Annotated in this window: 22 protein-coding genes; 11 read left to right on the top strand and 11 right to left on the bottom strand. The window is 66.3% G+C overall.

Going from position 1 to position 22,969, the window contains the following annotated elements; translation table 11 throughout:
• The first annotated feature begins 80 nt into the window (after positions 1-80).
• The gene (locus tag ASD25_RS09525) at positions 81-782 is read left to right on the top strand and encodes a glutathione S-transferase N-terminal domain-containing protein (protein ID WP_056616684.1); all 702 of its coding nucleotides are present in this window, start codon (positions 81-83) and stop codon (positions 780-782) included.
• Here the strand turns inward: ASD25_RS09525 and ASD25_RS09520 are convergent.
• The 6 genes from ASD25_RS09520 to ASD25_RS09495 all read right to left on the bottom strand — a co-directional run bounded on the left by ASD25_RS09520 (position 779) and on the right by ASD25_RS09495 (position 7,338).
• Positions 779-1,207, bottom strand: a complete 429-nt coding sequence (locus tag ASD25_RS09520; protein WP_056616683.1) for a hypothetical protein — start codon at positions 1,205-1,207, stop codon at positions 779-781. The two genes, ASD25_RS09525 and ASD25_RS09520, sit on opposite strands and share 4 nt — an antisense overlap.
• 30 nt (positions 1,208-1,237) lie before the next feature.
• On the bottom strand, positions 1,238-1,480 hold the full coding sequence (locus tag ASD25_RS09515; RefSeq protein WP_056616680.1) for a hypothetical protein: 243 nt from the start codon (positions 1,478-1,480) through the stop codon (positions 1,238-1,240).
• Positions 1,481-1,546: 66 nt separating this feature from the next.
• Complete coding sequence (locus tag ASD25_RS09510) at positions 1,547-2,230, bottom strand: hypothetical protein (protein ID WP_056616677.1); 684 nt, start codon at positions 2,228-2,230, stop codon at positions 1,547-1,549.
• A 426-nt stretch (positions 2,231-2,656) separates the two neighbouring features.
• A complete protein-coding gene (locus ASD25_RS30340; protein WP_156389246.1) occupies positions 2,657-3,106 on the bottom strand; it encodes a hypothetical protein in 450 nt (149 codons plus the stop codon).
• 1,321 nt (positions 3,107-4,427) lie between these two features.
• Positions 4,428-5,288: an OmpA family protein gene (locus tag ASD25_RS09500; RefSeq protein WP_162252067.1), complete on the bottom strand. Its 861-nt coding sequence runs from the start codon at positions 5,286-5,288 to the stop codon at positions 4,428-4,430.
• 328 nt (positions 5,289-5,616) lie between these two features.
• Entirely contained in the window at positions 5,617-7,338 is a 1,722-nt protein-coding gene (locus ASD25_RS09495; RefSeq protein WP_056616671.1) for a hypothetical protein, read from the bottom strand.
• Positions 7,339-7,532: 194 nt separating this feature from the next.
• On the opposite strand from ASD25_RS09495, the gene ASD25_RS09490 reads away from it, so the two are divergent.
• From ASD25_RS09490 to ASD25_RS09475, 4 genes are all read left to right on the top strand, one after another.
• Entirely contained in the window at positions 7,533-8,399 is an 867-nt protein-coding gene (locus ASD25_RS09490; protein WP_056616670.1) for a hypothetical protein, read from the top strand.
• Positions 8,400-8,514: 115 nt separating this feature from the next.
• Positions 8,515-9,063 carry a DUF3617 family protein gene (locus ASD25_RS09485; protein ID WP_156389245.1) on the top strand — a complete coding sequence of 183 codons (549 nt, stop codon included), beginning with the start codon at positions 8,515-8,517 and terminating at the stop codon, positions 9,061-9,063.
• 96 nt (positions 9,064-9,159) lie between these two features.
• Positions 9,160-9,567 (top strand): hypothetical protein, encoded by a 408-nt coding sequence (locus ASD25_RS09480; RefSeq protein ID WP_056616668.1) that lies wholly within the window; start codon positions 9,160-9,162, stop codon positions 9,565-9,567.
• Between the two features lie 79 nt (positions 9,568-9,646).
• Positions 9,647-10,168 carry a hypothetical protein gene (locus ASD25_RS09475; protein ID WP_056616667.1) on the top strand — a complete coding sequence of 174 codons (522 nt, stop codon included), beginning with the start codon at positions 9,647-9,649 and terminating at the stop codon, positions 10,166-10,168.
• Between the two features lie 337 nt (positions 10,169-10,505).
• Here ASD25_RS09475 and ASD25_RS09470 read toward each other — a convergent pair whose 3' ends face one another.
• From ASD25_RS09470 to ASD25_RS09460, 3 genes are all read right to left on the bottom strand, one after another.
• Positions 10,506-11,258: a DUF6065 family protein gene (locus ASD25_RS09470; RefSeq protein ID WP_056616666.1), complete on the bottom strand. Its 753-nt coding sequence runs from the start codon at positions 11,256-11,258 to the stop codon at positions 10,506-10,508.
• Between the two features lie 79 nt (positions 11,259-11,337).
• On the bottom strand, positions 11,338-12,627 hold the full coding sequence (locus ASD25_RS09465; protein WP_156389244.1) for a hypothetical protein: 1,290 nt from the start codon (positions 12,625-12,627) through the stop codon (positions 11,338-11,340).
• Complete coding sequence (locus ASD25_RS09460) at positions 12,624-13,712, bottom strand: helix-turn-helix transcriptional regulator (RefSeq protein ID WP_056616659.1); 1,089 nt, start codon at positions 13,710-13,712, stop codon at positions 12,624-12,626. The genes ASD25_RS09465 and ASD25_RS09460 overlap by 4 nt, the downstream gene beginning before the upstream one ends.
• Before the next feature lie 321 nt (positions 13,713-14,033).
• Between ASD25_RS09460 and ASD25_RS31210 the strand changes: the two genes are divergently transcribed.
• Positions 14,034-17,489 carry an autotransporter outer membrane beta-barrel domain-containing protein gene (locus ASD25_RS31210; RefSeq protein ID WP_056616655.1) on the top strand — a complete coding sequence of 1,152 codons (3,456 nt, stop codon included), beginning with the start codon at positions 14,034-14,036 and terminating at the stop codon, positions 17,487-17,489.
• Positions 17,490-17,572: 83 nt separating this feature from the next.
• Positions 17,573-17,974, top strand: a complete 402-nt coding sequence (locus ASD25_RS09450) for a hypothetical protein (protein ID WP_056616652.1) — start codon at positions 17,573-17,575, stop codon at positions 17,972-17,974.
• A gap of 65 nt (positions 17,975-18,039) precedes the next feature.
• On the opposite strand, the gene ASD25_RS09445 is transcribed toward ASD25_RS09450, so the two are convergent.
• Positions 18,040-19,191 carry a hypothetical protein gene (locus tag ASD25_RS09445; RefSeq protein WP_056616651.1) on the bottom strand — a complete coding sequence of 384 codons (1,152 nt, stop codon included), beginning with the start codon at positions 19,189-19,191 and terminating at the stop codon, positions 18,040-18,042.
• Positions 19,192-19,478: 287 nt separating this feature from the next.
• Between ASD25_RS09445 and ASD25_RS09440 the strand changes: the two genes are divergently transcribed.
• From ASD25_RS09440 to ASD25_RS09430, 3 genes are all read left to right on the top strand, one after another.
• The gene (locus ASD25_RS09440; protein WP_056616648.1) at positions 19,479-20,198 is read left to right on the top strand and encodes a hypothetical protein; all 720 of its coding nucleotides are present in this window, start codon (positions 19,479-19,481) and stop codon (positions 20,196-20,198) included.
• A gap of 483 nt (positions 20,199-20,681) precedes the next feature.
• Positions 20,682-20,906 (top strand): hypothetical protein, encoded by a 225-nt coding sequence (locus ASD25_RS09435; RefSeq protein ID WP_056616644.1) that lies wholly within the window; start codon positions 20,682-20,684, stop codon positions 20,904-20,906.
• Positions 20,896-21,378: a hypothetical protein gene (locus ASD25_RS09430; protein WP_056616641.1), complete on the top strand. Its 483-nt coding sequence runs from the start codon at positions 20,896-20,898 to the stop codon at positions 21,376-21,378. The genes ASD25_RS09435 and ASD25_RS09430 overlap by 11 nt, the downstream gene beginning before the upstream one ends.
• Positions 21,379-21,586: 208 nt before the next feature.
• On the opposite strand, the gene ASD25_RS09425 is transcribed toward ASD25_RS09430, so the two are convergent.
• Positions 21,587-22,324, bottom strand: coding sequence for a LytTR family DNA-binding domain-containing protein (locus tag ASD25_RS09425; RefSeq protein WP_235562687.1), 738 nt, complete (start codon positions 22,322-22,324; stop codon positions 21,587-21,589).
• A gap of 160 nt (positions 22,325-22,484) precedes the next feature.
• Between ASD25_RS09425 and ASD25_RS09420 the strand changes: the two genes are divergently transcribed.
• Positions 22,485-22,940, top strand: coding sequence for a hypothetical protein (locus ASD25_RS09420; protein WP_056616636.1), 456 nt, complete (start codon positions 22,485-22,487; stop codon positions 22,938-22,940).
• The last annotated feature ends 29 nt before the right edge of the window (positions 22,941-22,969 follow it).

Here is a 22,969-nt window from a genome sequence, read left to right as displayed (position 1 = left end):
CGCCGGTTCCGCCACTCAGGGTGTTGCGGTTCCGCTTGCGGCTTCCAACATGCAGGGCGTCATCCGCTCAGGAGCCCGTCATGGCCGACCTTTCTGCCTTCCCGATCACCACCCGCTGGCCTGCGCAGCATCCCGACCGGCTGCAGCTGTATTCGCTGAACACGCCTAACGGGGTGAAGGCCTCGATCATGCTGGAAGAGATCGGCCTGCCGTATGAGCCGCATCTGGTCGACATCACGAAGAACGAAACCTGGGGCCCTGAATATCTGTCGCTGAACCCGAACGGAAAGATCCCGGCCATCCTCGATCCCGACGGTCCGGGCGGGAAGCCGCTGGCCCTGTTCGAGTCGGGGGCCATCCTGATCTATCTGGCCGAGAAGACGGGCAAGCTTCTGTCGGCCGATCCGGCGACCCGATACCAGACCATCCAGTGGGTCATGTTCCAGATGGGCGGCATCGGTCCGATGTTCGGGCAGGTCGGCTTCTTCAACAAATTCGCGGGCAAGGCGATCGAGGACAAGCGCCCGCTGGACCGCTACGTCTCGGAATCGAAGCGTCTGCTGGGCGTGCTGGAAACGCGGCTTGAGGGCCGCGACTGGATCATGGACGACTATTCGATCGCCGACGTCGCGACGCTGGGCTGGGTGCGCAATCTGATCGGCTTCTACGAGGCCCGCGATCTCGTCGGGTTCGACGAACTGAAGAACGTCCCGGCATGGCTCGAGCGTGGTCTGGCCCGGCCAGCGGTGCAGCGCGGTCTGATGATCCCGGCCAAGCCCTAGCGTTTGCGGAAACGCTTCGCCTCGGCGGCCATGCCGGCGCCCCAGGGCTCGGGCGTCGTGTCCTCGGGCTGGAAGGGCAGTTCGCCGGCGACGCCGCGCATGGCGAGGGCCAGCGGCAGGGCGAAATGGCCCAGCATGCGCAGGGGCTTGCGCCGGTCGTCGGTGACGTCCCAGCCCTCGGCGGCGAAGGCGTCGGTCAGGTCGAAGCCGTCAAGACGCTCGATGCCGTCCCAGTCGGCGGGCAGGGCCACGGCTTCGGCCGCATCGACGGTCAGGCCGAAGGCGGCTTGAGCAGTGGCGTCGATGTCGGGGAATTCAGCGCGCGCATCCGGATCGGCGTGCCGCGGCTTCATCAGCGCCTTCATCTCAAGGTCGGAGACGCCCGGCAGGTCGAGAAGGCGGCGAAGCTTGGGGTTCTGGGTCATGCCGGGATTGAGCCCTCGGCCGTCGCGATGTCAACGCGGGTCGAACGACCGGCTTTCCGACAACGGGGCGACGAACAGGCGGTCGCAGCGCTCGTTGTCGTCGTTCAGCGGAATGGCCTCGAACTCCTCGCCCGAGGCGTCCAGCACCTCGGCGGCGATGGCGTCGAACGCGGTTTCATGTCCGGGTCGTCGGAACAGCACGGCCCCATCCTTGGCGTCGACGACGCCGTAAGCCGGAGAACCTTCGAGAAGGGTGTCGAGATTGAGGGCCATGCGGAAGCAATCCCCGAACCGCACAAAGGTTTCCGCCCCTCGAAATCACCAACGGCGGCGGCCCGATCAGTTCGCGTCGCGCTTGATGACGTATTCCTTCAGGGCGTCTTGCGTGTCTGCGGAAATTTCGCCATCGCGAACAATGTCGTAGACGGCCGTCTGCACGGCTTCGACCGGGTCCCGGTCGTTGGCGATGTTCTTTCCCTCAAGCAACCGGTAGACGGCGCCCATCCCCGGATGGTTGACCACGGGACCCAGGGCAAAGCTCGCCGTGGAGTCAGACGGATCCTTGGCCGGGTTGATGCAGTACATGTGCAGGGGAACTTGGACGACGTCGTCTTCCTCGTCCTTGTCGCGAAGTCTGCCCGGGCCGCCGATTTCAGTCGGCGGGACGGTGACGACGGCGCGTTCGACCAGCAGGCCGTTCTGGAAGGTCTCCGAGGCCGAAACGATCGTCAGGCCTGGCGGGAAGATCACCGTCACCGGTCCGCCCGTCATATTCCGCAACGGCAGGCACGCCCTGACCCAAAGACCACTCCCCGCTGCCTCGGTCTGGGCTCCGGGACAGTTGCCGTCGTCGTCCGCGCCCTGCAGGGGTCCGGCGACCTCGATCCCGGCCGGAAGCTGGAAGGGCGCGCCCGAGGGCGGGCGCTCGTCGGCGCCGAATCCGGGTACCACGGCCTGGGCGAACGCGTCGCCGGAATAGGCCGCCGCAAAGGCGAGGATGAACAGGACAAGCAGCGGCCGCATGGACGAACCTCGAAAATTACAAGGAGGACCATCTGGGCGCGTCTCGCGACCCGCGCGACATCCATGCGACCAAAGAGCGACCGGACGGACAGGAGCCGCCGGACTTCAGACTGCCGGATTGTCAGGTAGAGAATGGTGGACGCGACAGGGATTGAACCTGTGACCCCTTCGATGTCAACGAAGTGCTTACCTACCTAACTGACTGAATATATGTGGAAATGGGTCGTTTGATTGTAATATTTTCGCGCTCAGTTTGATCTGTATCGGCTTGGTGAGCGACAGTACGCGGACAGCGGAAGGATCACCGGGGCGGCCAACAAAGCCAGACTTCTGCGAATGCGGCAGAACGCTTGGCCGGAGCTAACCGTCAGCGAACCTGTGGACATAGGCTGACCTCCACTCGATCGGTTCACGGAAAGCGCTAGTTCAAGGAAGCAGCGATCGAACCATTCCGGCGAACAAGCCATCCTCAGTAAGGCCGGTTACGCTTCCCGTCCGCGGCCAGAAAATGAACGCTGTGTTCTCGCCCAACCAATGGTCGACGGCTCCTGTCACGACAGCATCGGGATGCGAACTCCGACCTGCGTCAGGTTCGTGGCCCAACAGCAGCATGACGCCGAGCCGGAGGTCTGATCCCATGATCGATCCGCGAAGGTGTCGCTCGACTTCATCGGCGAGACTGTCGACCTGAGCATGTCCCAGCAGCGGAGTCCCTGCGGGCAAGCTGATTTGCTCGCTGTCAAATGGGCTGTGAATTCGCAGTTCGTTGCTCAGGACGACGGCGAATGCGCCTGCACCGGGTGGCACAGCGCTGATGTCGTCCTGGAGGCAGCTGCTGTGATACATAAAGACCGGTCTGGTTTGGCTTTCGGCCATAGTCACGCCTCCGAGCCGTACTGACGAAACCGCTGCTCCAGAAAGCAAGCTATGACCTGCCAAGGGCGGTCGGCTCCCAGCTCGCGCGCTGCCCGCTGTCGAACCTGAATGAGCAGGGCTTCGCGTTCCATGTAGGCGCTCACCGCCTCGTAGTCTGATCTACGGTGGATAGGAGCTCTCCGGCAGAGCGACTGCATGTCGGACAAGGCGCGGTTGCCCTTCAGTTTGTTGGCGCGGTCACTGATGACTCGGACATTCCCGGTTACATAACCTCGGTTTGGATCGATACGGTCCAGCGAGGGCGAGCCCGGCGAGCGGCTCTGGCCAACGCGCAAGGGGATACCGAGCACCGGGCATCGCGTCGGGAGGGAGATATCCTGAGCACTCAGCGAAAAGGGGAGCCCTTGCCGTCGCGCCCGCTTGCGCGCTCGTTCCAAGATTGCTTGGTGAGGTCTGGTCTGGCGGGCCCTCCGTAGATAACCCCGCATGTACGCTGCGTTGCATTGGGAGCAGGCGTCGCGCTTGGTCGGCGCGCCGTGATCCGGACAAACCGGGGGCCGGGGCTTAGGATGCATGGGATTACCTCGCTTGTGAGGTAGTGTTAGATTATAAATCTGGTGCTAAATGTCAATAGTTGTGCCGGGAGACGGGCGTCGAGGTGTGCGTGATGTCGTTACCGGCGCACAACTGCGGGCGGCTAGAGGGCTCCTGAACATGTCCGTCTTGGACCTTTCAGAGCGAACCGGACTGTCGATCAACACGATCCGAAAAGCCGAAAAGACCAATGGCCAAGCTGAAGTCACCGCTGCCAGTGCTCGGCTTCTCGTCACCACCTTGGAATCCGCGGGCGTACTCTTCATTCCCGCCGATCAATATGGGGCGGGTGTCAGGCTGGAGCGGCCAGATCAGGAGCCGCTACAGCGACGGCGAACTCGGCCTTCAGCATAAGTCACGGCCCATTGTGCGTTGCCGCCAGCGCTGTGGAAGGGGCAGGTTGTCAGTATGTAGCTCTGATACGCTTAGGGCGGTTACGAGCAGTCACCTTGAACGGACCCTGCGAGGTCTAGCACGCATGCCCTGTTCGAATTCCTGCACAGACGACCGATCATGACTCATTGCGGACGTTCAGGAGGTCCGCTTCCGGCCCAGAGCCTCAGGCGATCGCGAAGGCAATGGAGGTGGCCCGCTTCTGATTCTCTGGCGACCTTCGGGATGCCGCTCTTGTGCGGCACGGGAACAAGCTTGCTGCTTGGCCCGTGACGACCGGGCACCTCGCACGACGCTCGCATGGCGCGTTCGGTTCAGGTGCGCGGCGCGTGGTCTACTGGCGGACGAGCTCAACCCTGCGGTTGCGAGCCCGTCCTGCGTCATCGGCGTTGCTTGCTTGAGGCCGCCCGTCTCCGAAGCCCGCCGCGGTCAGCCGCGAGGCGTCGACGCCATTTTCGACCAGCCAGGCCTTGACCGCTTCGGCGCGCTGGAGCGAGAGGGATTGATTGGTCGCTGGCGCGCCCACGTTGTCGGTGTGGCCTTCGACGCCCAGCTTAAGCTCGGGACGGGCAATCAATAGGTTCCTGGCCTCGGTGAGGGCGGCGAACGATTCAGGGCGCAGGGTGGCTCGACCGGTCTCGAACTGCACGCCGTCCAACGTCACGCGGCCGGTCGCTTCCAGACCGGCGTAGAGGGCGTCGGCATTCACTGCGTAGACCTGCTCCATGCCCTCGACATCGATGATCAGGACGTCGGACCGGGTGATCTCGCCGTTAACGTCGGCGGCCACGTTCACGTGGATGGCGGGCTGGCCGTTGCTGTCCAGCCGATAGGCGCCGAAATAGTCGTGTCGGCCGCCATCGCGCTCGATGTCGGGACCGCTCAGGACTTCGATGAAGCCGGCGTCCTTCAATGCGCGGCCGAAGTTGCGAACGACCTGGATCGGCGAGGTGCCGTCGGCGTGGACATAGACGTAGTGGCTGATCGCGCCCTCCGCGTTTTCCAGGGTGCCTTCAAGCCCCCTCAGTCCCGTCACGATCTTGGCGACGTCGAATTCCTTCCGTTCGAAGACCTCGACCTCGGCGCCCGGGTAGGCCTTGACGACCGGATGCTCTTGAGCCTGGTCCTGCTGCGCCGCCCAGGCGGGCGCGCCGGCGGCGGAGGCGCAAACGACGGTCAATGCGGCGACGATCAATCCGACGCGGCGGACGCGCGCCGGAACCCTGACGTCTTCGGCCTGCGCCAGGACCGGGCGAGCTTGCGATGTTTTGAACATAGGCGATATCCGTTACGACGATTGGTTTGGCGTCGGCCACTACACCGTGGCCGCCTCATGCTCCTCCACCGAACGGAGGAGGCGGGCGTATTTGCTGGCCCAGCGACAGGATCCGCGACCGCCGATATGGGCGAAGGGGCGCAGTCCTGCTGAACGCCACCCGGTGACCGGCAACCAGGACTACGAGATTCCGCGTGGGCTCACCCAGGGCCGGAGATCTGGTGGCGACCAGCGCAGGCCCTCTGCTTTACCGGCTCGGGCGTTTCGGGGGCGACTCGCGAGACCTGTCCGGCGAGGCGGCGGTTTGCCGGTCGAGCAGCGTCAGCTCCAGGTCATCGCCGTCCAGCGGCAGCACATCGACCTCATCGTCCTGAGAGGTCTCCCGGGCTCGCTCCTCGAGCGGGAGAACGTCGACATCATCCGGCGCCCCGGTGGGGCGTTCCTCGAGCGGAAGGACCTGGAGGTCGTCGTCTCGGGCCGACTGGCTTCGCTCCGCGAGCGGCAGGACCTCGAGATCCTCATCCGTCTCTCGCTCGTCGAGCGGAAGAACGTCGACATCGTCTGGGGCCCCGGTGTTGCGTTCCTCAAGCGGAAGAACCTGGAGGTCGTCGTCCCCTGCCTGCGGACTTCGCTCCTCGAGCGGGAGGACGTCGAGGTCATCTTGCGTCTCGCGCTCTTCGAGCGGAAGCACTTCGACGTCATCCGCGGATCGTTGCCCCGGTACGGGCGCCACTGCGCTGCGGTCGACGTAATTGCCGGGATCCCGCGACAGCGTCAGGCTGAGAGGATGATTGCCGTCAAGCACGTCCACCCCTGTGGCCCGAGCCGACACACGGTCGATGGAGAGCTTGAAGCTGCTGGCGCCGACGCCGGACGAATCGCTGCCCGGCGCGAGGTAAAGGTTGCCGTCGGCATCCACCTCGATGTCGCCATTGGCGCTGGTCGTTGGCTCCTCGCTTCGGCTCGGGTCGCTACGGTAACGCCAGTAAAAATCCAGCCTCCAGGACAAGGGGCGTCCAAGGGGATCGTCAGCGATATCGAGTTCGATCTTGTCGATGATGATCGGATCGCCGCCCGGTATCACTATGGGCATGCCGTCCGCCCAATATTCACAGCCCAGGCTGACGGTGTTCCGGTCCGGCGCCGAACAAACCGGCGGATCGCGGCGAACCGGCGTCCGCGCCGGCGCATCGATGGTCTCGACCATGCGGGAGAGGGCGGAGATCGTATTTCTGAGCTCGCGATCCAGGGCGGCGATGCGCGACCGTATGGCTTTTTGCGCCTCAACGTCGGTTTCCTCGCGGGCCTGCTCGCGCAGCTGCTCCAACTCGGAGTCGATATCGATCAGCTTGGCTTCAACGGCGTCGCGTGGATCGTTGACGGTCACCTCTCCGGTGGAATCCACGACGATCGTCGTGAATTGCTGAAGCACGCGGCTGCTCTGGACCGCAGACCACGACTGCGCGGCCCGAGCCTCGTTAAAGGCCCGTCCGGCAGCCGAGTTTGACGACCCGTCAAGGTGAGCAGCCTGGGCGCTGTCGCGCGCCATCCGGGCCTCGTGGGCCGCGATCCATTCGTTGATGGGACCAGACCCGGCCGTCCGCTTGCTCTCGTTGGCGAGCCAGTCCTGAAGCGGACCGTTCACCGCGTTCGCCTTGGGGTCGGAAGCCGATCCCGTCTCCAGCGCGACCGCCTCATTCGACATGCGAACGAGTTCGCGATCACGCGCGACCTGGCGATCCAGACTTTCGATGGAGCGTCGGAAATACTCGTTCATCTCCGGGTCGAACGAGCCCGTATCCAGCAAGTCCTGGGCGAACTGCCGCGAGGACAGGTGGCGGTCGAGGCTCGCCGCCGCCATGTCGCCGATGCCGATCCAGCTTTCGAGTTCACCGGTCTGCGCCGCGGCGTGCGGAGCCGCGAAGACGCCAGCGACGCCGATTGCAAGTGCTGCGAGAGCGGACCTCATTCCACCATTCCATTGATGTCTGCCGGAAACGGGCAGCGAAGGCGGTCTACCCGTCAGCGGTAGTCCCGGCCTCATTCGTTCGGGGGAGGCGCGACGCCATCGCCGGATCTAATCATCGATCGATCGCTCGCATCCGGGCGGCCGGGTTCGGATGCACATCGCTATCGCGATGGCCCTCTCAAGGATGGAAGAAAATGCTCGTCACCGCCGTTGTGGCCATGTCCCTCTTGTCAGGAGCCCCGTCGAACGCTTCGGCCGCCGAGCTGGGCGCTGACCCCGGGGGGCGACGGGCAACCCTTCGGCTCGAAGCCTCTCGCGCCGGCGGGCGCTCGCTGATCCTTCAGATGAATGTCATCTCTCAACCGACGACCCTGCTGAACCTTCTCGATCCGACGCCGACCGATGCCCAACGGGACGCCCAGCAGCATCAGGCCCGGGTCTTCGAAACCCATGCTGTCGACATGGAGCAATACGGCCGTTTGGCCGAGGCGTTCGGCGACGCTTGCGTCGCCGATGAGAACAGCAGCGCGTGTGCGACCGCGAAAGCCCGGTTCGACGCCTTCAACGCCAATGCGGAACGACTGCGCGAACAGGGAGAAGCTGCGCTCGCGGCAGGACCTCAGGGCGATGTGGATGACCATCGGTTCCAGATGTGGGGGGGCGATGCGGATCGCGGTTGCGGAATAGCCACGATCGTCGAGCCGAGCGGATCAACGTCTCTGACCCATCAGGCCGGGCAGGGCGCGGAAGCGGCCGGCTTCGACATCTGCTGGAGCGAACTGGTTCTGGATCGGAAGACGGGCGAAGCGTTCCTCAAGATCGATCCGATGTCTCATCTGCTCCCCGGCGGCAGGCTGGCGCCCTTCAATCTGGAAGCGCTTGAGCGAAGCGGGCCGGATTTCAAAGTCGACCCGGGCGGCAATTTCAGTCGGCCGCACGCGATCCTGCGACGCCTCCAGCCGACCGGCGGCGCGGACGCCTTCACGGCGGAAGGCCGGCTTCCGGCGCGCGACGGTTCTCCCATCATCGTCCGTCTGGAGTTTCGCCTGGCCCCCGCCTGACGAACTCTGTCGACCTCCCTCGTTTGGAGGAGGCAAGGCTCGCCTGGACCTCGTAGCTCCTCGCCAGGACATTATTCGGCGGCGTTTGATCGCCGGCCTTCTGGAGAAATGCATCATGCGCATGATCGCGACACTGTTGGGCGTGGCCTTGGTGGTCGGAGCCTGTTCGCAGGGGGCCGATGAGGACGGCGGGCCAGCGGCGTCCGGCGCGGCCTCTTCGTCCGCGGGTTTGTCCCCCGATGGTCCCTTGTTCAAAACATCGGGCCTCTGGGAGACGACGACCAGCGTCAGCGGAGGCGAGGCTGAGCCGGTCACGAGCCGCGCCTGTTTGAACGCCGAGCTTCAGAACCGTTGGAGCCCGATCCCCGAGCCGAGCGAGGCGGTCGAATGCTCGGCGCCTCAGAAGCGAAACATTCCCGGCGGCTATGCCTATGAGATCGCCTGTAAGGCCGAGGGCATGGAAACCGGCGTCTCGGCGGAGATCACCGGCGACGCGCGCAACGTCGAAATCAAGATGACGAACCGCTTCACGGTCGACGGGGGACCGCCCATGACCCCTGGCACGATCACGATGAAGAGCCGCCATCTCGGGCCATGTCCGGCCGACATGAAGCCTGGCGACACGGTCGAGTCGGACGGCCAGCGCGGACGCGTCGACGAATAGTACCGACACGCCGCGCCAGCCTCGCGGCGGCCGTCCGTCGGCATCCGTCGAGGCGCCGCTTTTTCATTCACTGAGTAAAATTCCTGGAGAACTTCAATGATCGCCTTGTTGTTTCTTGGCGCCGCGCTCCTGAGCGAGCCGCAATCCGCGGCTCCCGCCGCCCCTGCGGCCGGTGCGGATCCTGCAGCCCAATGCGCCCGTCTGTCCCAAGAGGCGGCAGGACTCAGGGGGCAGCGCAATGCGGGAGCGGGGCGCAGGCTCGGAGGTTTTCTTGCCGGCGTGGCCAACAGGGCCCTGGCCTATGCTCCACCTGTTGACCTTGGCGACAGCGTGCTCGGTCGGGTCGCCGCGAGAGAGATCGAAGGCGAGGCGCACGAACGGGCCTCTTCCGGGCTCTCCTCGGTGGAGAGCGATGCCCGTGCGGCGACCCCGGCCGCGCCAGGGGACCGTCTGCGCGAGATCGAGTCCGAGACGCGCCGCTTGAACTGTCAGGCGAACGGCTGATCCCACGCCTGCCCATCGGCGCGGGCGATGCGACGCTTTCGTCGCCGGCGCCTCAACCCCCGAACTCAAGGAAGATTCGATGAAGACCCTTTTCCTGCGCGTCCTGTTCGGGACGGCGCTTGCCCTCGCGGCTACGCCCGCCATCGTGGCGTCGAGCGCAAGCGCGCAATCGATTCAGTCGCCGCTTGTCGCATTCATCCCGCCGCCTCCCAGCGGGTTCGAGAATACGATGCCGCCTGCCGTGGTGGAGGACCTCAACGGAATGGAGCCGTCCGCGCACCATTCGTACGGCCGGAGCGAACCGGGCGCAAAAGGCGTGCTGGGCATCACCATTACCCATCCCAGCCCTGCGGACCTCCAGTCCTGGCTGGAAGAGGACCGGCCCTTGGGACCGCATCCCATGGCTCCATGGATGGTGACGTCACGGGTCAAGATCAACGATCTGGACGCCTATCTCTCATACAATGAACAAGGTCCCGGCGGCGTCCTCCAAATGAAGGTCGGCCGCGTCCTGGTGGGCATTCAGGGCTCTGAGGTGACCCCTGAACTCATCATCGCGTTCGCCCGAAGCATGGATACTGCGGCGCTGCAAAAATATTGACGGCTCGGCCGGGAGGGTGCGGCCCACAGGCGTGCGCACCCTCGAACGGCCTCCGGAGCAGCGCCTTGGACTTCGGCGTCATCGTGCGCGGCTGGTCTGGCGACGGAAGCCTGGCTCGGGCCGACCAGGCCGCTGCCTGATCCGGCATGTTGTGATGCTCGGCGCTGCCCGGGATCGGTGTCGTCGAGGAGCGCGCAAGTCGGCTTCGACCGGCCGACCGGGCACAGGTCGCCGAGCGCGAGGGCCGCTTTTGCGAAGCGAACGCCGCCCCCGCGAACGCGCGAGCGTCGAGGAGCCTCGCTGTCCGCGGTGACGGACGGCCCCGTCCGTTTCGCCGTCAGCTCTCCAGAGGTTTAAGCCGCCGTTTGTTGATGTGGACCTCCGGAAGGTCCTGACGGTCAGGGTGCTGCCCCCTGAAGTAGTAGCGTTGCCACGCCTGCTTGACGGCCGATGGGTCGCCGGCGGCGATGCTGTCGTTGAAGCGCGTTCGGGCCGTCGTCCAGTTCGCGTACTGCTCCGCCAGGCGGGGATCAGCGTCGAAGGAACGCCGGACGGGTCTGAAAGCCTCAAGACGCCGGTGCGCCACCGGCGTGATGAAGCAGAAGGGCTCGTCCTTCTCGAAACGTACGCGACCGGGCGCCGTGAACTGCCAGTTCATCGTGAAGGGGTAGGGCAGCCAGTCGGTTTCGACGATCCCCTCCATGGCGGCCAGGCCATGCTTGAAGCTGTTGGGGATGCCCGACGCCCTGAGGGCCCATTCCGGCGACGTCCGAAAAAGCCAGCCGGCGTGGAAGGTCAGCGCGCCCCGACTGAAGTGCGACTTCACGAAGTGGTCCACGAAGGTCGCCCCGGCGTCGGCGGTGACCTTGATTGCATCCGCGCCGGGGTCGCCGTTCCAGGTCGCCTCGAAGCCGAAAGGGCAGAGGATCTCCCAACCCGAAGCGTTCGCGATCGTGAGGGGGAGGCAGCGATAGGGGTGACGGCCCGAGAACGCGTCCATCCACTCGCGATCCGGTCGGCCGGGCACGATCCGGGGGGGCGCGGGCATCGTCGGGAAGCATTCCAGAAAGAGGTCGGAACAGTCGACCATGGGAGGGCGGCCTCATGCAAAAATGGGAAAGCGCAGGACCTGGCTTGGTCCTCATAGGCGAACTCTTGCGCAGCAGCGCTCAGGCGGCCTGATCGACGCGAAGCGCTGGTCCGCCGCCGCGCAGCGCGAGCCGCACCAGACCCGCTTGTCGCTGTTCGCCGGTCTTGGCGAAGACGCTGCGAAGATGCGTCTTGGCCGTGGTCAGTTGAACGCCGACCCTCGCGGCATAGTCCCCGACCCGCTCGCCCGCGGCCACGGCCTCGAGGAGGCGCGCTTCCGCTGTCGTGAGCCCATAGGTCAGGCGCAGCCCGTCCACGTCCAGATCGGGTGCCGGCACCGCGAATGTCAGCATCGCCAGGGGCTCCGAGCCCAGATGCATCAGGCCTGCAGGCCGAAGCGGCATGGCCGTGACCTTGACGGCATGGCCTCGTCGGTCGGTCAGGTTGAAGGTGGTGGCCACGGCTCCAATGGAGCGGGTCGCTTTCGAGAGCGCCACTTGAAGGGCGCGGTCCTCCCGCCCTTCGGCGGCGGCCCACCGACCGCAGCGCGACGACAGAAGTCCGGCGGCGAGTTGAGCCTCGCCGAAACGGTTGACGAAACGGGCGACACCGTCGTGAGACAGCACGATCACCCCGATGCTCGCTTCGTCCATCGCCGCCAATGACGCATCCCTTGCGGCCTCTGCGGCGATCAAGCGTTTCGCCAGCCGGATGGCCCGGCTCAGATGCGGTTGAACGAACGCGATAGCCCGGGTGCAATCAGCTTCGAAGTCGTCCGTCTTGTCCGGCCGGTGAACGCCCATGACCACGGTGCTGTCGTCGTCGCGGCAGACGACGGTGTAATAGCCTCGGTGGAGACCGCGAGGGGCGAGGTAATCGCGATAGAAGCCAAGCCGCTGGCGGCCTTCGTCTGAAACCAGACGGCTATCGACGATGGAGCCGCCCTCCGGAGCCCCGCGAAGATGGCGCATCGCCAGGTCCGTGCTCCAGTGTCGCTCGAGATACTCCGCTATGTCGGGCCCCTGCGCTTCGGAGCAGGGCATGAAGAAGCCTGTGGGGCGTTGATCTTGGGCGAGGAAGGCGACGCGCCCGCGCGCGAGCCGCTCCAGCCGGCCAGCAACGTCGCGCCAGCGCTCCGGCGCGACGGCAGTATCGTAGATCAGATCGACGATGGCGTTCAGCTCGTCTTCGTCGCGTGTCATCGCAACCCTGCCCATGTCTTTCCGGCGCTCGCGAATCCGGAGCGCCAGGGGGGTCCGGCGCTGTTCCGGACTTGTAATCCTACCTGGTCCTTTGACACGCTCAATATCCGACGACCTCCTCCGAACGGATGATGTTCGCCTCACCTTGTTGCGACCGGCGCCGTTCATTGGCGGGCGCCCGGATCGCTCAACATCATGTCCGAAAGGACGCGCCGGATCAGATCGGCCTGACGTTGCTCGCCTGTTTTCATGAACACGCCTCTCAGATGCGTTTTCACCGTGCTGAGTTGGAGGCCGGAGGCCACGGCGTATTCGGCGAGTCGCTGGCCGTTGATGAGCGCGCACAGGAGTGCGGCCTCGCTCGGGGTCAGTCCGTACTCCCGCTGCAGAGCGTCGCGCGTGACGCTGCGGGCCGGGGATAGAAGAACAAGGGCGCGCTCATCGATTCCGCTCGGCCCCTCGGCGCGGGAAACAGGTGAGACGACAAGGTTGTACCGGGCGCCGCTTCCCTGAATGGAGAAGGTCGAGGGCTTCGGGCGCGCCGTCCGCGTAGCGGCGGCGATCGCCTGTTGAAGAAGGGCGGTGCTCTTGGGGTCCGCCGCATCCAGCGCGCCCGCCAGCGAAGACAAGGCCCCGGCGTCGAATGCGCGCTCGGCGAAGTTGCTCGCGAGTTCGATGCGCCGTTCGCTGTCGACGATCAAAAACCCGAGGTGCGCCATGTCGAGCGCAAGGCCGGCGGCGCGGCCCGCGGCGGCGGCGCGAGCGATCAGGGCGCGCAGATGAACGGCGCGGGCCATATGCGGAGCCAGTTGGTCCAGCATGTCCCGCTGACGGGGAAGAAGTTCGCCGCTCGTCGCGCGCCGATGCAACGAGAGCACCGTCCGGGCCTTGCCCCCGAGGGTTGTCTGGAGGGCGAGGGCATGGGTGAAGCCTGATCGCGAAAGAGCCCCTTGGGACGCCCTCGCCGGCCCCTGGGGCGCGAATCCCGTTTCCGTTACCCAGCGCGCCGGGGGCGAAGTGTATTCGGAGCCGAGGGCGACCTGGTCATCCTCGCCGGCGAGCCCTCCGAAGATATCATTCAGGCTTGTGGAGCCAAGCGCTGGCTCATGCAGTCGAATGCGGCCGCCCATCCTGTCCGCCAGGCGAGACGTCCACTCGGACCAAAGCCTAGAATCGGTGATCGAGCGATAGATCTGGTCGATGAGGCCGAGCGTTTCGGCGTCGTGGCGCATGTCCGACGCAACGTCGGTCATGCGCCGCTGGTCCTGGATTGCAGCGTCACGGTTCGAGGCTCGGACGTGCCAGTTGGCACCGGGGCGGCGAGGGATAAGGCGGCCCCGGCGCAAGCGCCTCATGCGAACGGAGGAGCGCTGCCGAGCGCGCCGGAGGGCCGCGTCAGGATTCGATGCGCCCCGGTGAGAGCCGCTCTCCTTCAGGATGAGTCTGCGCCTTTCTCCTCCGATCGGGGGAGGCCGGACGGTTCGGCTCGAACTACTCCTCCCTGAATTCCAGCGAGGTCCAACTCGCTCCGACCCTGAATTTTCACCTGGGACGCCGCGCGACGGCGATCGTTCATGCACGCCAAAACCGCTCTGCTCGCTGCGACAACGCTTGCGACCACCTTGTTCGTCTACGACATCCGGCCCGCCGCGGCCGATTGCACCACCGATACGTCGTCCGGCCAGAAGGTCGTCCGTTGTTCCGGGACCACCGGCCCGACGAACGCAGGCGCGAACGTCGATGTTCTGACGAATGACGGAACGATTTCGTCCGCCTCTTCGGTCGCGCTGACGCTGGGCCTGAACACGGGCAACGTCACGAACTCCGGCGCTATTCGGGCCACAGGCTTCGGCCAGGGGACCCACGGCGTCCGGATCGAGGGCATGAGGCAGGGCGCAGCGTTCGAGAACAGCGGCTCGATCTCCGCGGCCGGCGACGGCGCGAGTGCCCTGTCCATCGCCGGCGCCTCGGTGGTCCGCAACACAGGTGACATGACGTCGACGGGCGCATTGGCCGCGGCCGTCTCGCTGGGAGCGGGCTCGAGCCTCTACTCCGACGGCGCGAACGCGCGGATCAGCGGCGCGGGCGGGGCCGTTCGCATGACCACGGACGGCTACTTGGCCAACTCGGGCCGGCTGGAATCGACGGGTGGCAGCAGCATCGCCGTTCTCATGGACGAACGGGCGGTTGTCGAAAACGACGGCCTTATAACGTCTGGCTACGTGGCCGTTCGACTGGGCTCGAACAGCCGGCTGGTCAACACGGGTCAGATCCGGGGGTTCGGCGCAGCCGGCGCGGTGAATCTGAGGTCCGGATCAATCCTTAACGACGGCGTCATCGATATTGGTCTGGGCGGAGCGGCCGACCCGACGATCGTCCTGCTGACGCCGGAGACTACATCCTCGGCGCGGCTGGTGAACAACGGGACGATCGGCAACGCGTTGCGCGGCGCCGATGCGCGCGCGATCTATGCAGGGGTTGGCGACACCGGGGAGATTGTGATCGAGAACACCGGTCGCATCTGGGGCGACATCGACCTGTCATCCGAGGGAGGGCGGCGGTTCGTGGCGAACGGGGCGTCGTTCGACACCGGCGATCTCACGGGCGGCATAGAGGCCATCGAGGGCGACATTCTGCTGAGCACGGGCGACGATCAGCTGCTCAACGGCGGTTCGATCGTGGGCAACGTCGACACGGGGGCGGGCTGGGACCTGGTGACCAACCTGTCGTCGGGGACAATCGTCGGAGATCTGGACCTCGGTCAGGGCGAGGACACGCTGGCCAACCGCGGAACTGTCGAGGGTCGCGTGAACCTCGGCGGCGATAACGACAGTCTCGAAAACGAGACCACGGGCGTCATCCGGGGGGACATCTTCTTCGGTGGCGGCGACGACACCTTGTACAACAGCGGTTTGATCGACGCTGCGATTTCCTTCGCAGACGGATCCGACCGTCTCGTCCTCGCCGGCCGACTGCTTCGGGCCGCCGATCTTGGCGATGGCGATGATACTCTGGAGCTTCGCGAAGGCCAGTCGATGGGTGCGACGACCGTCATTGCCGGAGGCCATGGCGACGATTTGCTGCGCGCCAACGGAACGCAGACGCTTGTTGGCGATAACGTGCTGGAATTCGAGCGGTTCATCAAAGGCGCCGCGGGGACGCTGACCCTGAACGGCGATTTCAGCTTCGCCAACAGCATGAGCGTCCTGGGCGGGGTGCTTCATTTGTCCCAAGGCTCAACGCTCGACGGCGGACTTCTGACGCTCGACGGCGCCTATCTGCTCGACGGCGGCCATGACGGGGATCTTCTCGTCCGCGGCGGCCTTTACGGCGACGGCCGCGTTCTTGGCGACAGTCTGGTCAGGAACGCCGGCGTGATCGCGCCGGGCCGCTTCGCCAACGGGTCCGCCCAGCCCTCGCTCGGGAGGCTGACGATTGAAGGGGACTATGTTCAGGAGGCCAATGGCGCTCTGGACATCGAGTTGGGCGCGCTCGGTGCCAATGACGTGCTGGATGTGACCGGCTTCGCCCAGCTTGCGGGAACAGTGCGCTTCATCCCCCTGGATCTGGCGGAAGCCGGCCAGTATACCTTCCTGCGCGCCGCGGCGGGCGTCCGCGACGCCTTCGCGAACGTGCAAGGCAACGGCCTCTTCTTCAACTACAACGTCGTCTATGCGCCGACCTCGGTGTCGGTCACGCTGAGCTCGGCCACGCCGCCGCCTCCGCCGCCCCCTCCGCCGCCGCCGCCGCCTCCGCCACCGCCGCCCCCGCCGCCGCCGCCTCCGCCGCCCCCTCCGCCGCCTCCGCCTCCGCCGCCGCCGCCCCCGCCGCCGCCGCCTCCGCCGCCGCCGCCGCCGCCGCCTCCGCCGCCCCCTCCGCCGCCGCCTCCTCCGCCTCCGCCGCCGCCGCCTCCTCCGCCTCCGCCGCCGCCGCCGCCGATGCTGGAGGTGATCATGGGGCTGACGCCGAACCAGTCGGCTGTGCGGGATGCGTTCGTCAGCAAGGGCGCCTTCTCGTCGGACCTCGCGCTGGTCCGCGCCGACCTGAACGATATCGGGCCCGAGCGTGCAGGCGCTGCGCTCGATTCGCTGACGGGAGAAGCCTACCTCGCTGCCCCGGGCGCCGCAGCGGCCGCGCAGTCGCGCCTGATCCGCGAGACGTCTGTCCGTGCCCGGCGGACGGGCGCGACCGCTCTGCACGATGGGGCCTGGGCCTATGCTTATGGAGCCCGGGACGTCGTCGACGGAACCCGGGTCCACGCCGGGACGACGGGGAATGCGGTCGGCCTCGTGGTCGGAGCTGATCGCCTGGTGGGACCAGACCTGCGTCTGGGCGTCGTCATGGAGACGGCCGAGACCGATCTGGAGCAGGATCGCACGCGCTCCAGGCTTCAGGTTCGCTCGCTCCTGATGGAGGTTCACGCCTCTTTCCCGACGGGGCCGGTCCAGATCGATGTGGCCGCGTCGCACGGCGCGCACGCCATCGATGCGACGCGTCGTTTGACGACCGGCGTCGATGCCGAACGGATCGCGCAAGGCGAGACCGAAGCCTCCGGCCTGGTGTTCGACCTCGGCGTCAGCGAGGCTCGGACGGCTTCTGCGGACGGGGTCCGACCGTACGTCGGCCTGTCCTACGCGGACGTGCGGCAGGATCCGTTTGAAGAAACGGGTGCCGGCGATGCGGGTCTGAAGTTCGGGGACGCCGGGCATCGCGTCCTCACCCTGCGCGCAGGTTTGGCGGCCGACTGGTCGGTCGGTCTCCGAGAAGGACGTCAGTTGACCTTCGGTGGTCACCTCGGCGCTTCGGAAGACCTCATTCAGGAGGGCTGGAGCGCGCGCCCCGAGCTGATTGGCGGCGGTGGACGGTTCGCTGTCGAGGGCGTAACGCCTGCGAAGACTGAAATCTCCGGCGCCGCCTGGGTGTCGGGCGAGGTCGCAACCGGCTGGTCGCTCTACGGCTCGTACGGCTTCGGCGCGCGCTCGAACGCCTTCTCCCAATCCGCAAGCGTCGGTCTTCGCTACGCATGGTGAAACCGGCGGCCGGGTCCGGCGCGAAAGCGTCGTGACCCGGTGGTCGGCGGACGGGGCCCGCGCCGCTTTCAGGAATGAATGTAATGAACCTGTTTTCCATTCTCGCCGCGGGCGCGACGCTCGCCTTCGCTCACGAGGACGGCGCGTACGCCGACGCGCTCCAGCGCATGCTTGCGGAGACCGCCGCGGGCCGGTGCCCCGCTGATGTCATGGCCGGCCCGCTTCTCGCTGCGTGCGAACAGCAAAAGCAGCAGATGTCGGCTCAACTCGCGTCTCTGGGTCCGATCGGGTCCCTGCAGTTCGAACAAGGCGCCGAGGGAACAGGAGGACGCGTGGAAACCTATGTGATCGCCTTTGCCGGCGGCGCGAAGCTGCGCTGGGCGATCGGCGGCGAGCAGGATGGCAAGTTCACGGTGGCTTACGCCCGGCCCTACGCATCGACGTCGGCGTCAGCTTCGACCGGCGCGCCTGCCGCCCGGCCCTGAGGCCGGCCGGAGAGCGTGTCGCAGAAGGCCATGCGCCCGGTTTCGCCGCGCATGGACACGGCTCCCTATCGGACAGTCTGGCTCGCCATGATCGCGGCGCGATCGGACATCACCCGCAAGACGAGGTCGGTCTGGCGGCGCTCGCCGGTTTTCAGGAAGGCCGCGGCCAGATGGCTTTTGACGGTGGTCAGGGCCGTGCCCGAGGCGTGGGCGAAGCCGGACAGCGTCTGCCCGGTGCAGAGCGCCGCGATCAGCCGGGCCTCCGTGGTCGTCAGGTCGTAGAGCGAGCGAAGAATGTCCCTCGAGACCGCGATCCTCTGTTCTGGCGCGCTGATGACGACAAGCGCCAGGGGGCCGTGGGCCGGCGGGCCGTCTTGGGTCTCGCTCACGGGCGTGACCGCGACCGACAACGGCGCGTCGGCGAGTTTGCGCGGCACCGCCAGAATGCCGCCGGTTCGCGCCTGGTCTCGCTTGCCGCCGCCGGTCGCGCGGGCGAGAAGCACGCCGAAACGTTGATCGATCTCCCCGATCCCATGGATCCGTCCACTGCGGCAGATCAGGCCGTCGCAGCGTCGCAACAGGGCCTCCGCCAATTGGTTGGCGAAGCGCACGACGCGGGTGGAGTCCACTATCAGGACCGGTGCGGGCAGGGTCTGCAGCGCGCCCTGGGCGCCAGCCAGTGCGGTCTCATGCGATTGGACGCGCTCCGAGATCTCGACGGCTCGTTTCAGGTGGGGAACGATCAGTCGACCGGATTGCTGCTCCGCGGGCGTGAACGCGCCGACTTGCTCGGAGCGAAGGATGATCAGGTCGAGCAGGCCCGACGGCGCTTCTACCCTCCAGCGCATGATGCGACCGACATCCTGCGGGCGCATCCAGTCCGCGTAGAATTCCGATCGTCTGAGTTCGTCGATCGGCATCAGGGCCTCTTCGACGACGACGGACGGCATCCGCCCGAAGCGGTCCCTTTGCGTCAGAGGGTCGGCGCCGGCGTAGTGGGCGTAGTAGGCGTCAAGGTAATGCGGATCGATTGTCGCTTCGGCTGACCGGAGATCCTGCAGATCCCGCCCGGCGGCGATCCGAACCGCCGCGACGCCGCCGAAGCTGGCCGCTACGGTCTCTACGGCCCCGCGCCAGCCGTCTCGGTCCGTCGCGGCTTCATAGATGGCGTCGATCATCCGACCGAACCCTTCGCCGGCCCCGATTTGCTCGCTCATGATTCACCTGCCTCGCGCCCGCCCCCGCCGTCACGTGGAGGCGAGAGCCTAACGACGGGGGCGAAGCGCGCATCGTCCATTCGGATGAAGCCCCTCGCTCGACCCATCCGCGTTTCGGGCATCGAAGCCAAAGTTCAGCGCGGCGAGATCAGTTCATCGAAGGGCGGGTGCGGGGGAACCGCGCCGCTGTGTTCGCTTCCGATCTCCTTCGTATGGACGAGGCTCGGATCTGCGCGCGCCGGCAAGGTCGTTGTCGCGGCGCCGGGCGTCGACCGGGAGATTTGAAGATGAACGTCATCAGGTGGGCGATGCTTGGCGCAGCCTGCGTCGCCGCGATCGTGGGCGCGGCCATGGCCCCAGCGGAACCGACCCTTGAAGGGGTCTATTATGGGTTCCGGACTGACCAGCTGAACAACAAGGTCAAGGTCGACCACTATACCTTCCTGGCCGATGGACGCGCTTTCCGGGGCTATCCGACCGAAGGGTTGGCGCGCGAAATAGACTGGGACTACGAGTGTCGCTTCGCGGAGTGCGGAGACTACCGGCGTCGCGGAAACGAAGTCATCTTTCACAACGCCGCGTCCGGGGACGACACGCGCTTCTCCATCGATTCACAAGGCGTTCTGAGGCGTCCTGGATCGACCCAAGGGTATCGGCCGATGCATCTCCTCGACGGTATGGCGTTGGAAGGGACTTGGGGCGTCTTCGACCCCGACGCGCCCATGCCGATCGTCGCGCTCTCGCTGACCGAACAGGGCCGGTTTTCCGAAGAGGGGCTCCTGCCCTATCTGAGCTGGGCCGACCTCGGCTCCGATTCCGCCTCCCGCGCGAGCCGCGCGGTGAGCGAGGGGACAGGCACCTACGCCATTCGTCGAGGAACGCTGGAGCTCCGCTACGATCACGGCCTTGAGGTGCGTCTCATGGTGGCCTTGCCTCCCGGCCTTGTCCCAGGCCGCGCGCCCAGGACATTGCACGTCAACGGGGCGGGGTTTGATCGAAAGCCGTAGGCAGTCCAATCGCCGGGGCCGGCGACCACGGCGCTTTCGATGACGCAGGCTTCGGGAACGGCAGACGCCGCGCGCGGGCGATCGGGGGTCCACGCGCGCTGCAGCCCGCGCCCCCGGAAGGGCGACTTGCCTCGTCCGAACGTATGAGGCGCGACCCGCCGTCACTGGTCTACGGAAGGGAGCCGCTTGCACCGGGCAGAGGATCAAGGTCGCCGATCTTCGAGTACGGGCGCCTGGGGAGGAATAACTTGAGCATGTCTTCAGTTCGTCAGCCCCCGCCGCGCTCCCCCAAGATCGGCAGGGCGTCTCGCATGGTGCGCGTCGCCGGGCCGGTTGCCGTGACGCTCCGTGCCCGGTCCCAGGATCTCGGACCCGGACCCGACCCAACAGAGCCCAAGCGGCAGATCCCTGGCCAGCCGGTCGCGCTCATGCGTGCGCGACGCCCTTGGCTCGCCGACACCCACGACCGTGCTGGAGTAAATCGTGAAGTATCAGGCCATCATCACCATCGACTTCGAGGATAGCGATGCATTTGGCGTCCAGGCGCGCCGCAATATTCTATCGGCTCTTGTTCGGCACCTGAGCGCTGAGCATGGAGAGGCGCAACTGCAGATCAAGGCAAGACGCCCGAGAACCGCCGCGCGCGCCGCCCCGCCGCCCAAACTCGGGGACGAGTTCGAGATCGTGCGTGCCCGCTATGCCGGTTGAGGGCCTCTGCGATCCCAAACCCATCGGAAATCTGGCGCGGGCACTCGTTTTCGCACGCAGTCGACATCCCGACATCAACCTGGCGGAGTTGATGACGTTGATGATCGTCGCCGAACACCCTGGAATCACCGTCACGAGCGTCGCGCGCTGGTGCGGATTCAACGTCGCTCAAGCGTCGCGCACCGTCCGCCGCCTGGGCCCTGCTGACATGCCTGGTGCTTTGGGGCCAATGCGCGGTCTGGTGCAGCTGATGCGCGGCCCTAGGGAGGACCGCTCCCGGCATGCGTTCCTGACGTCGGAAGGAACAGGGTTCTGCGACGAGGTGGCGGCCATTCTCAAGCGCGAGCGAGCCTCGCAGTTCGGGGTGGACGGGCACGGGACCCGTCAGCCCTTCAGCAGCCCGCCCTCCTGTTCGGTCGACGGCGAAAGAGATCGGAAGGGCGACGGTGAGCCGCCTGCGATGCCGGTCTGAGCGGCCGCACATGAATCGATCGGCGAGCGGCTTCCCTGCGGACCTGGCGCCAGCGTGACGGACCACTGCCGGCCCTGGAGCCCCCTGAGGCCGGTGCGACCATGGGGCGATGCCGATGGATAAATGGAGCGCCGCCGCGTCGAGCGTGGGACCCGCTTCAAAGGGCGCATCTTGGCCGCGATTTCGCCCGGGCATCGGCGGGGTAACGTCAGCCGTCCAGGACCAGTCGCGCCGTTCGCGATCGAACCGCCGCCAGATATGTACGCCCGACCGGCACGGTTAGCCCGTTGCTGAGTTGCAACTGCGCCCGATGCTGGGACCTGTTGACCTCGCGGATCGCGTCGTGGGCGATCCACCAGCTTCTGTGCACCTGCAGGCCCAGATCAGGTTCGATCGTTGCGATGGCGTCGGACAGACGCATAAGCACGAGATCCGACCCGAGCGCCGTGTGGACGCGCAGATAGTGGTCCTCGGCCTCAAGCGCGATGATCTGTTCGCCCAGACGACCCGGCAGGCGCGAGAGCAGGGCGCGCGGATAGGCGACGGCCGGTGCGGCCGGCGCCGGGGAGGGTCGCGCCGGGGTGGGCGAGGATCGTAATAGCGTGAATGCGATCAGGAGCTGGATGGTCGCGACCACGCTGAACAGATTTGGGATCTGCGAGAGCGTGAAGTGGTGGCCAGGTCGCACAAAGGGAACCACCCAGGCTGCGACGAAGGTCATCGGCACGGCGGAGACGATCGCAGCCGCGCCCAGCCGCAACTGGACACGCGACCTCAATCGTTCGGAAAGCAGCCTCTCTCCAGCGAGCGCGGCCAGATAGCCCGCGCACGTCAGGCCGACCCAGAAGGCATATCGGACAGGCGCCCTGAGCGGGGGGTCCGCTTCGAACGGCGTGGCAAATCCCAGCAGCAAGCCCACCGCGAGCACCGATGCGAAGCGGACCACGAAAGGCCAGGCACGTCGTTGGCGCATCGTGAATGGCATGGGACCCGCGTCTCCGAAGCGTCAGAGGCTATTTGCGAAATTGCAAATTGTCGAGGTCGGTGCACTACAGGCATCGGCTGAGGTCTCAACGCCGCGCCGCGGCAGCCGGGGACCCGAATTCATGAAACGTCTGCACGCAATTCTCAGCCTGACGGCAGCTCTTGCCGCCTCGTCGGAGCTCCGCGCGGAGCCTGCGACGCCGACGCTCGCATCGTGCGACGCAGCGGCCTTCGTCCCCCGGGGAGATGCGCCAGATCTGCAAGGTCAGTGGGATTTCCTGATGCAGGTCGGCGACGAACCGTCGCCCGGCGTCATGGCCCTTGGGCCGATGGATGGCGCCTACGCCGGTTCTCTCACGCCTTACCGGACCAACACCGTCGCGGTGCGGCGGCTGGAGCTCGTGGGCGGGGCCATCAGGATGTCAGTCGCGTCCCGGGAAGGAGAGGTGCTGTTCGAGGGCCGCCTCACAGGCAATGCGAACACCATGTGCGGCACGGTCTTGTACCACGGAGGCCAGAGGTTGCCGATGGTGGCGGTCCGACGCGCCTCCGGCGCTCCCGGCCGCCACGACAGTTAGGCCCCACGCCGCGCCGCCCCCCTTGCCGG

This window comes from Brevundimonas sp. Root1423, from assembly GCF_001426805.1.
Note: the sequence above shows the minus strand (reverse complement) of the source record. Positions and strands in the feature narration are given on the sequence as shown.

Coding starts and splice junctions, on each gene's coding strand:
- ASD25_RS09525 (WP_056616684.1), top strand. CDS start 81: ATGGCCGACCTTTCTGCCTTCCCGATCACCACCCGCTGGCCTGCGCAG.
- ASD25_RS09520 (WP_056616683.1), bottom strand. CDS start 1,207: ATGACCCAGAACCCCAAGCTTCGCCGCCTTCTCGACCTGCCGGGCGTC.
- ASD25_RS09515 (WP_056616680.1), bottom strand. CDS start 1,480: ATGGCCCTCAATCTCGACACCCTTCTCGAAGGTTCTCCGGCTTACGGC.
- ASD25_RS09510 (WP_056616677.1), bottom strand. CDS start 2,230: ATGCGGCCGCTGCTTGTCCTGTTCATCCTCGCCTTTGCGGCGGCCTAT.
- ASD25_RS30340 (WP_156389246.1), bottom strand. CDS start 3,106: ATGGCCGAAAGCCAAACCAGACCGGTCTTTATGTATCACAGCAGCTGC.
- ASD25_RS09495 (WP_056616671.1), bottom strand. CDS start 7,338: ATGAGGTCCGCTCTCGCAGCACTTGCAATCGGCGTCGCTGGCGTCTTC.
- ASD25_RS09490 (WP_056616670.1), top strand. CDS start 7,533: ATGCTCGTCACCGCCGTTGTGGCCATGTCCCTCTTGTCAGGAGCCCCG.
- ASD25_RS09485 (WP_156389245.1), top strand. CDS start 8,515: ATGCGCATGATCGCGACACTGTTGGGCGTGGCCTTGGTGGTCGGAGCC.
- ASD25_RS09480 (WP_056616668.1), top strand. CDS start 9,160: ATGATCGCCTTGTTGTTTCTTGGCGCCGCGCTCCTGAGCGAGCCGCAA.
- ASD25_RS09475 (WP_056616667.1), top strand. CDS start 9,647: ATGAAGACCCTTTTCCTGCGCGTCCTGTTCGGGACGGCGCTTGCCCTC.
- ASD25_RS09470 (WP_056616666.1), bottom strand. CDS start 11,258: ATGGTCGACTGTTCCGACCTCTTTCTGGAATGCTTCCCGACGATGCCC.
- ASD25_RS09465 (WP_156389244.1), bottom strand. CDS start 12,627: ATGAACGGCGCCGGTCGCAACAAGGTGAGGCGAACATCATCCGTTCGG.
- ASD25_RS09460 (WP_056616659.1), bottom strand. CDS start 13,712: ATGACCGACGTTGCGTCGGACATGCGCCACGACGCCGAAACGCTCGGC.
- ASD25_RS31210 (WP_056616655.1), top strand. CDS start 14,034: ATGCACGCCAAAACCGCTCTGCTCGCTGCGACAACGCTTGCGACCACC.
- ASD25_RS09450 (WP_056616652.1), top strand. CDS start 17,573: ATGAACCTGTTTTCCATTCTCGCCGCGGGCGCGACGCTCGCCTTCGCT.
- ASD25_RS09445 (WP_056616651.1), bottom strand. CDS start 19,191: ATGAGCGAGCAAATCGGGGCCGGCGAAGGGTTCGGTCGGATGATCGAC.
- ASD25_RS09440 (WP_056616648.1), top strand. CDS start 19,479: ATGAACGTCATCAGGTGGGCGATGCTTGGCGCAGCCTGCGTCGCCGCG.
- ASD25_RS09430 (WP_056616641.1), top strand. CDS start 20,896: ATGCCGGTTGAGGGCCTCTGCGATCCCAAACCCATCGGAAATCTGGCG.
- ASD25_RS09420 (WP_056616636.1), top strand. CDS start 22,485: ATGAAACGTCTGCACGCAATTCTCAGCCTGACGGCAGCTCTTGCCGCC.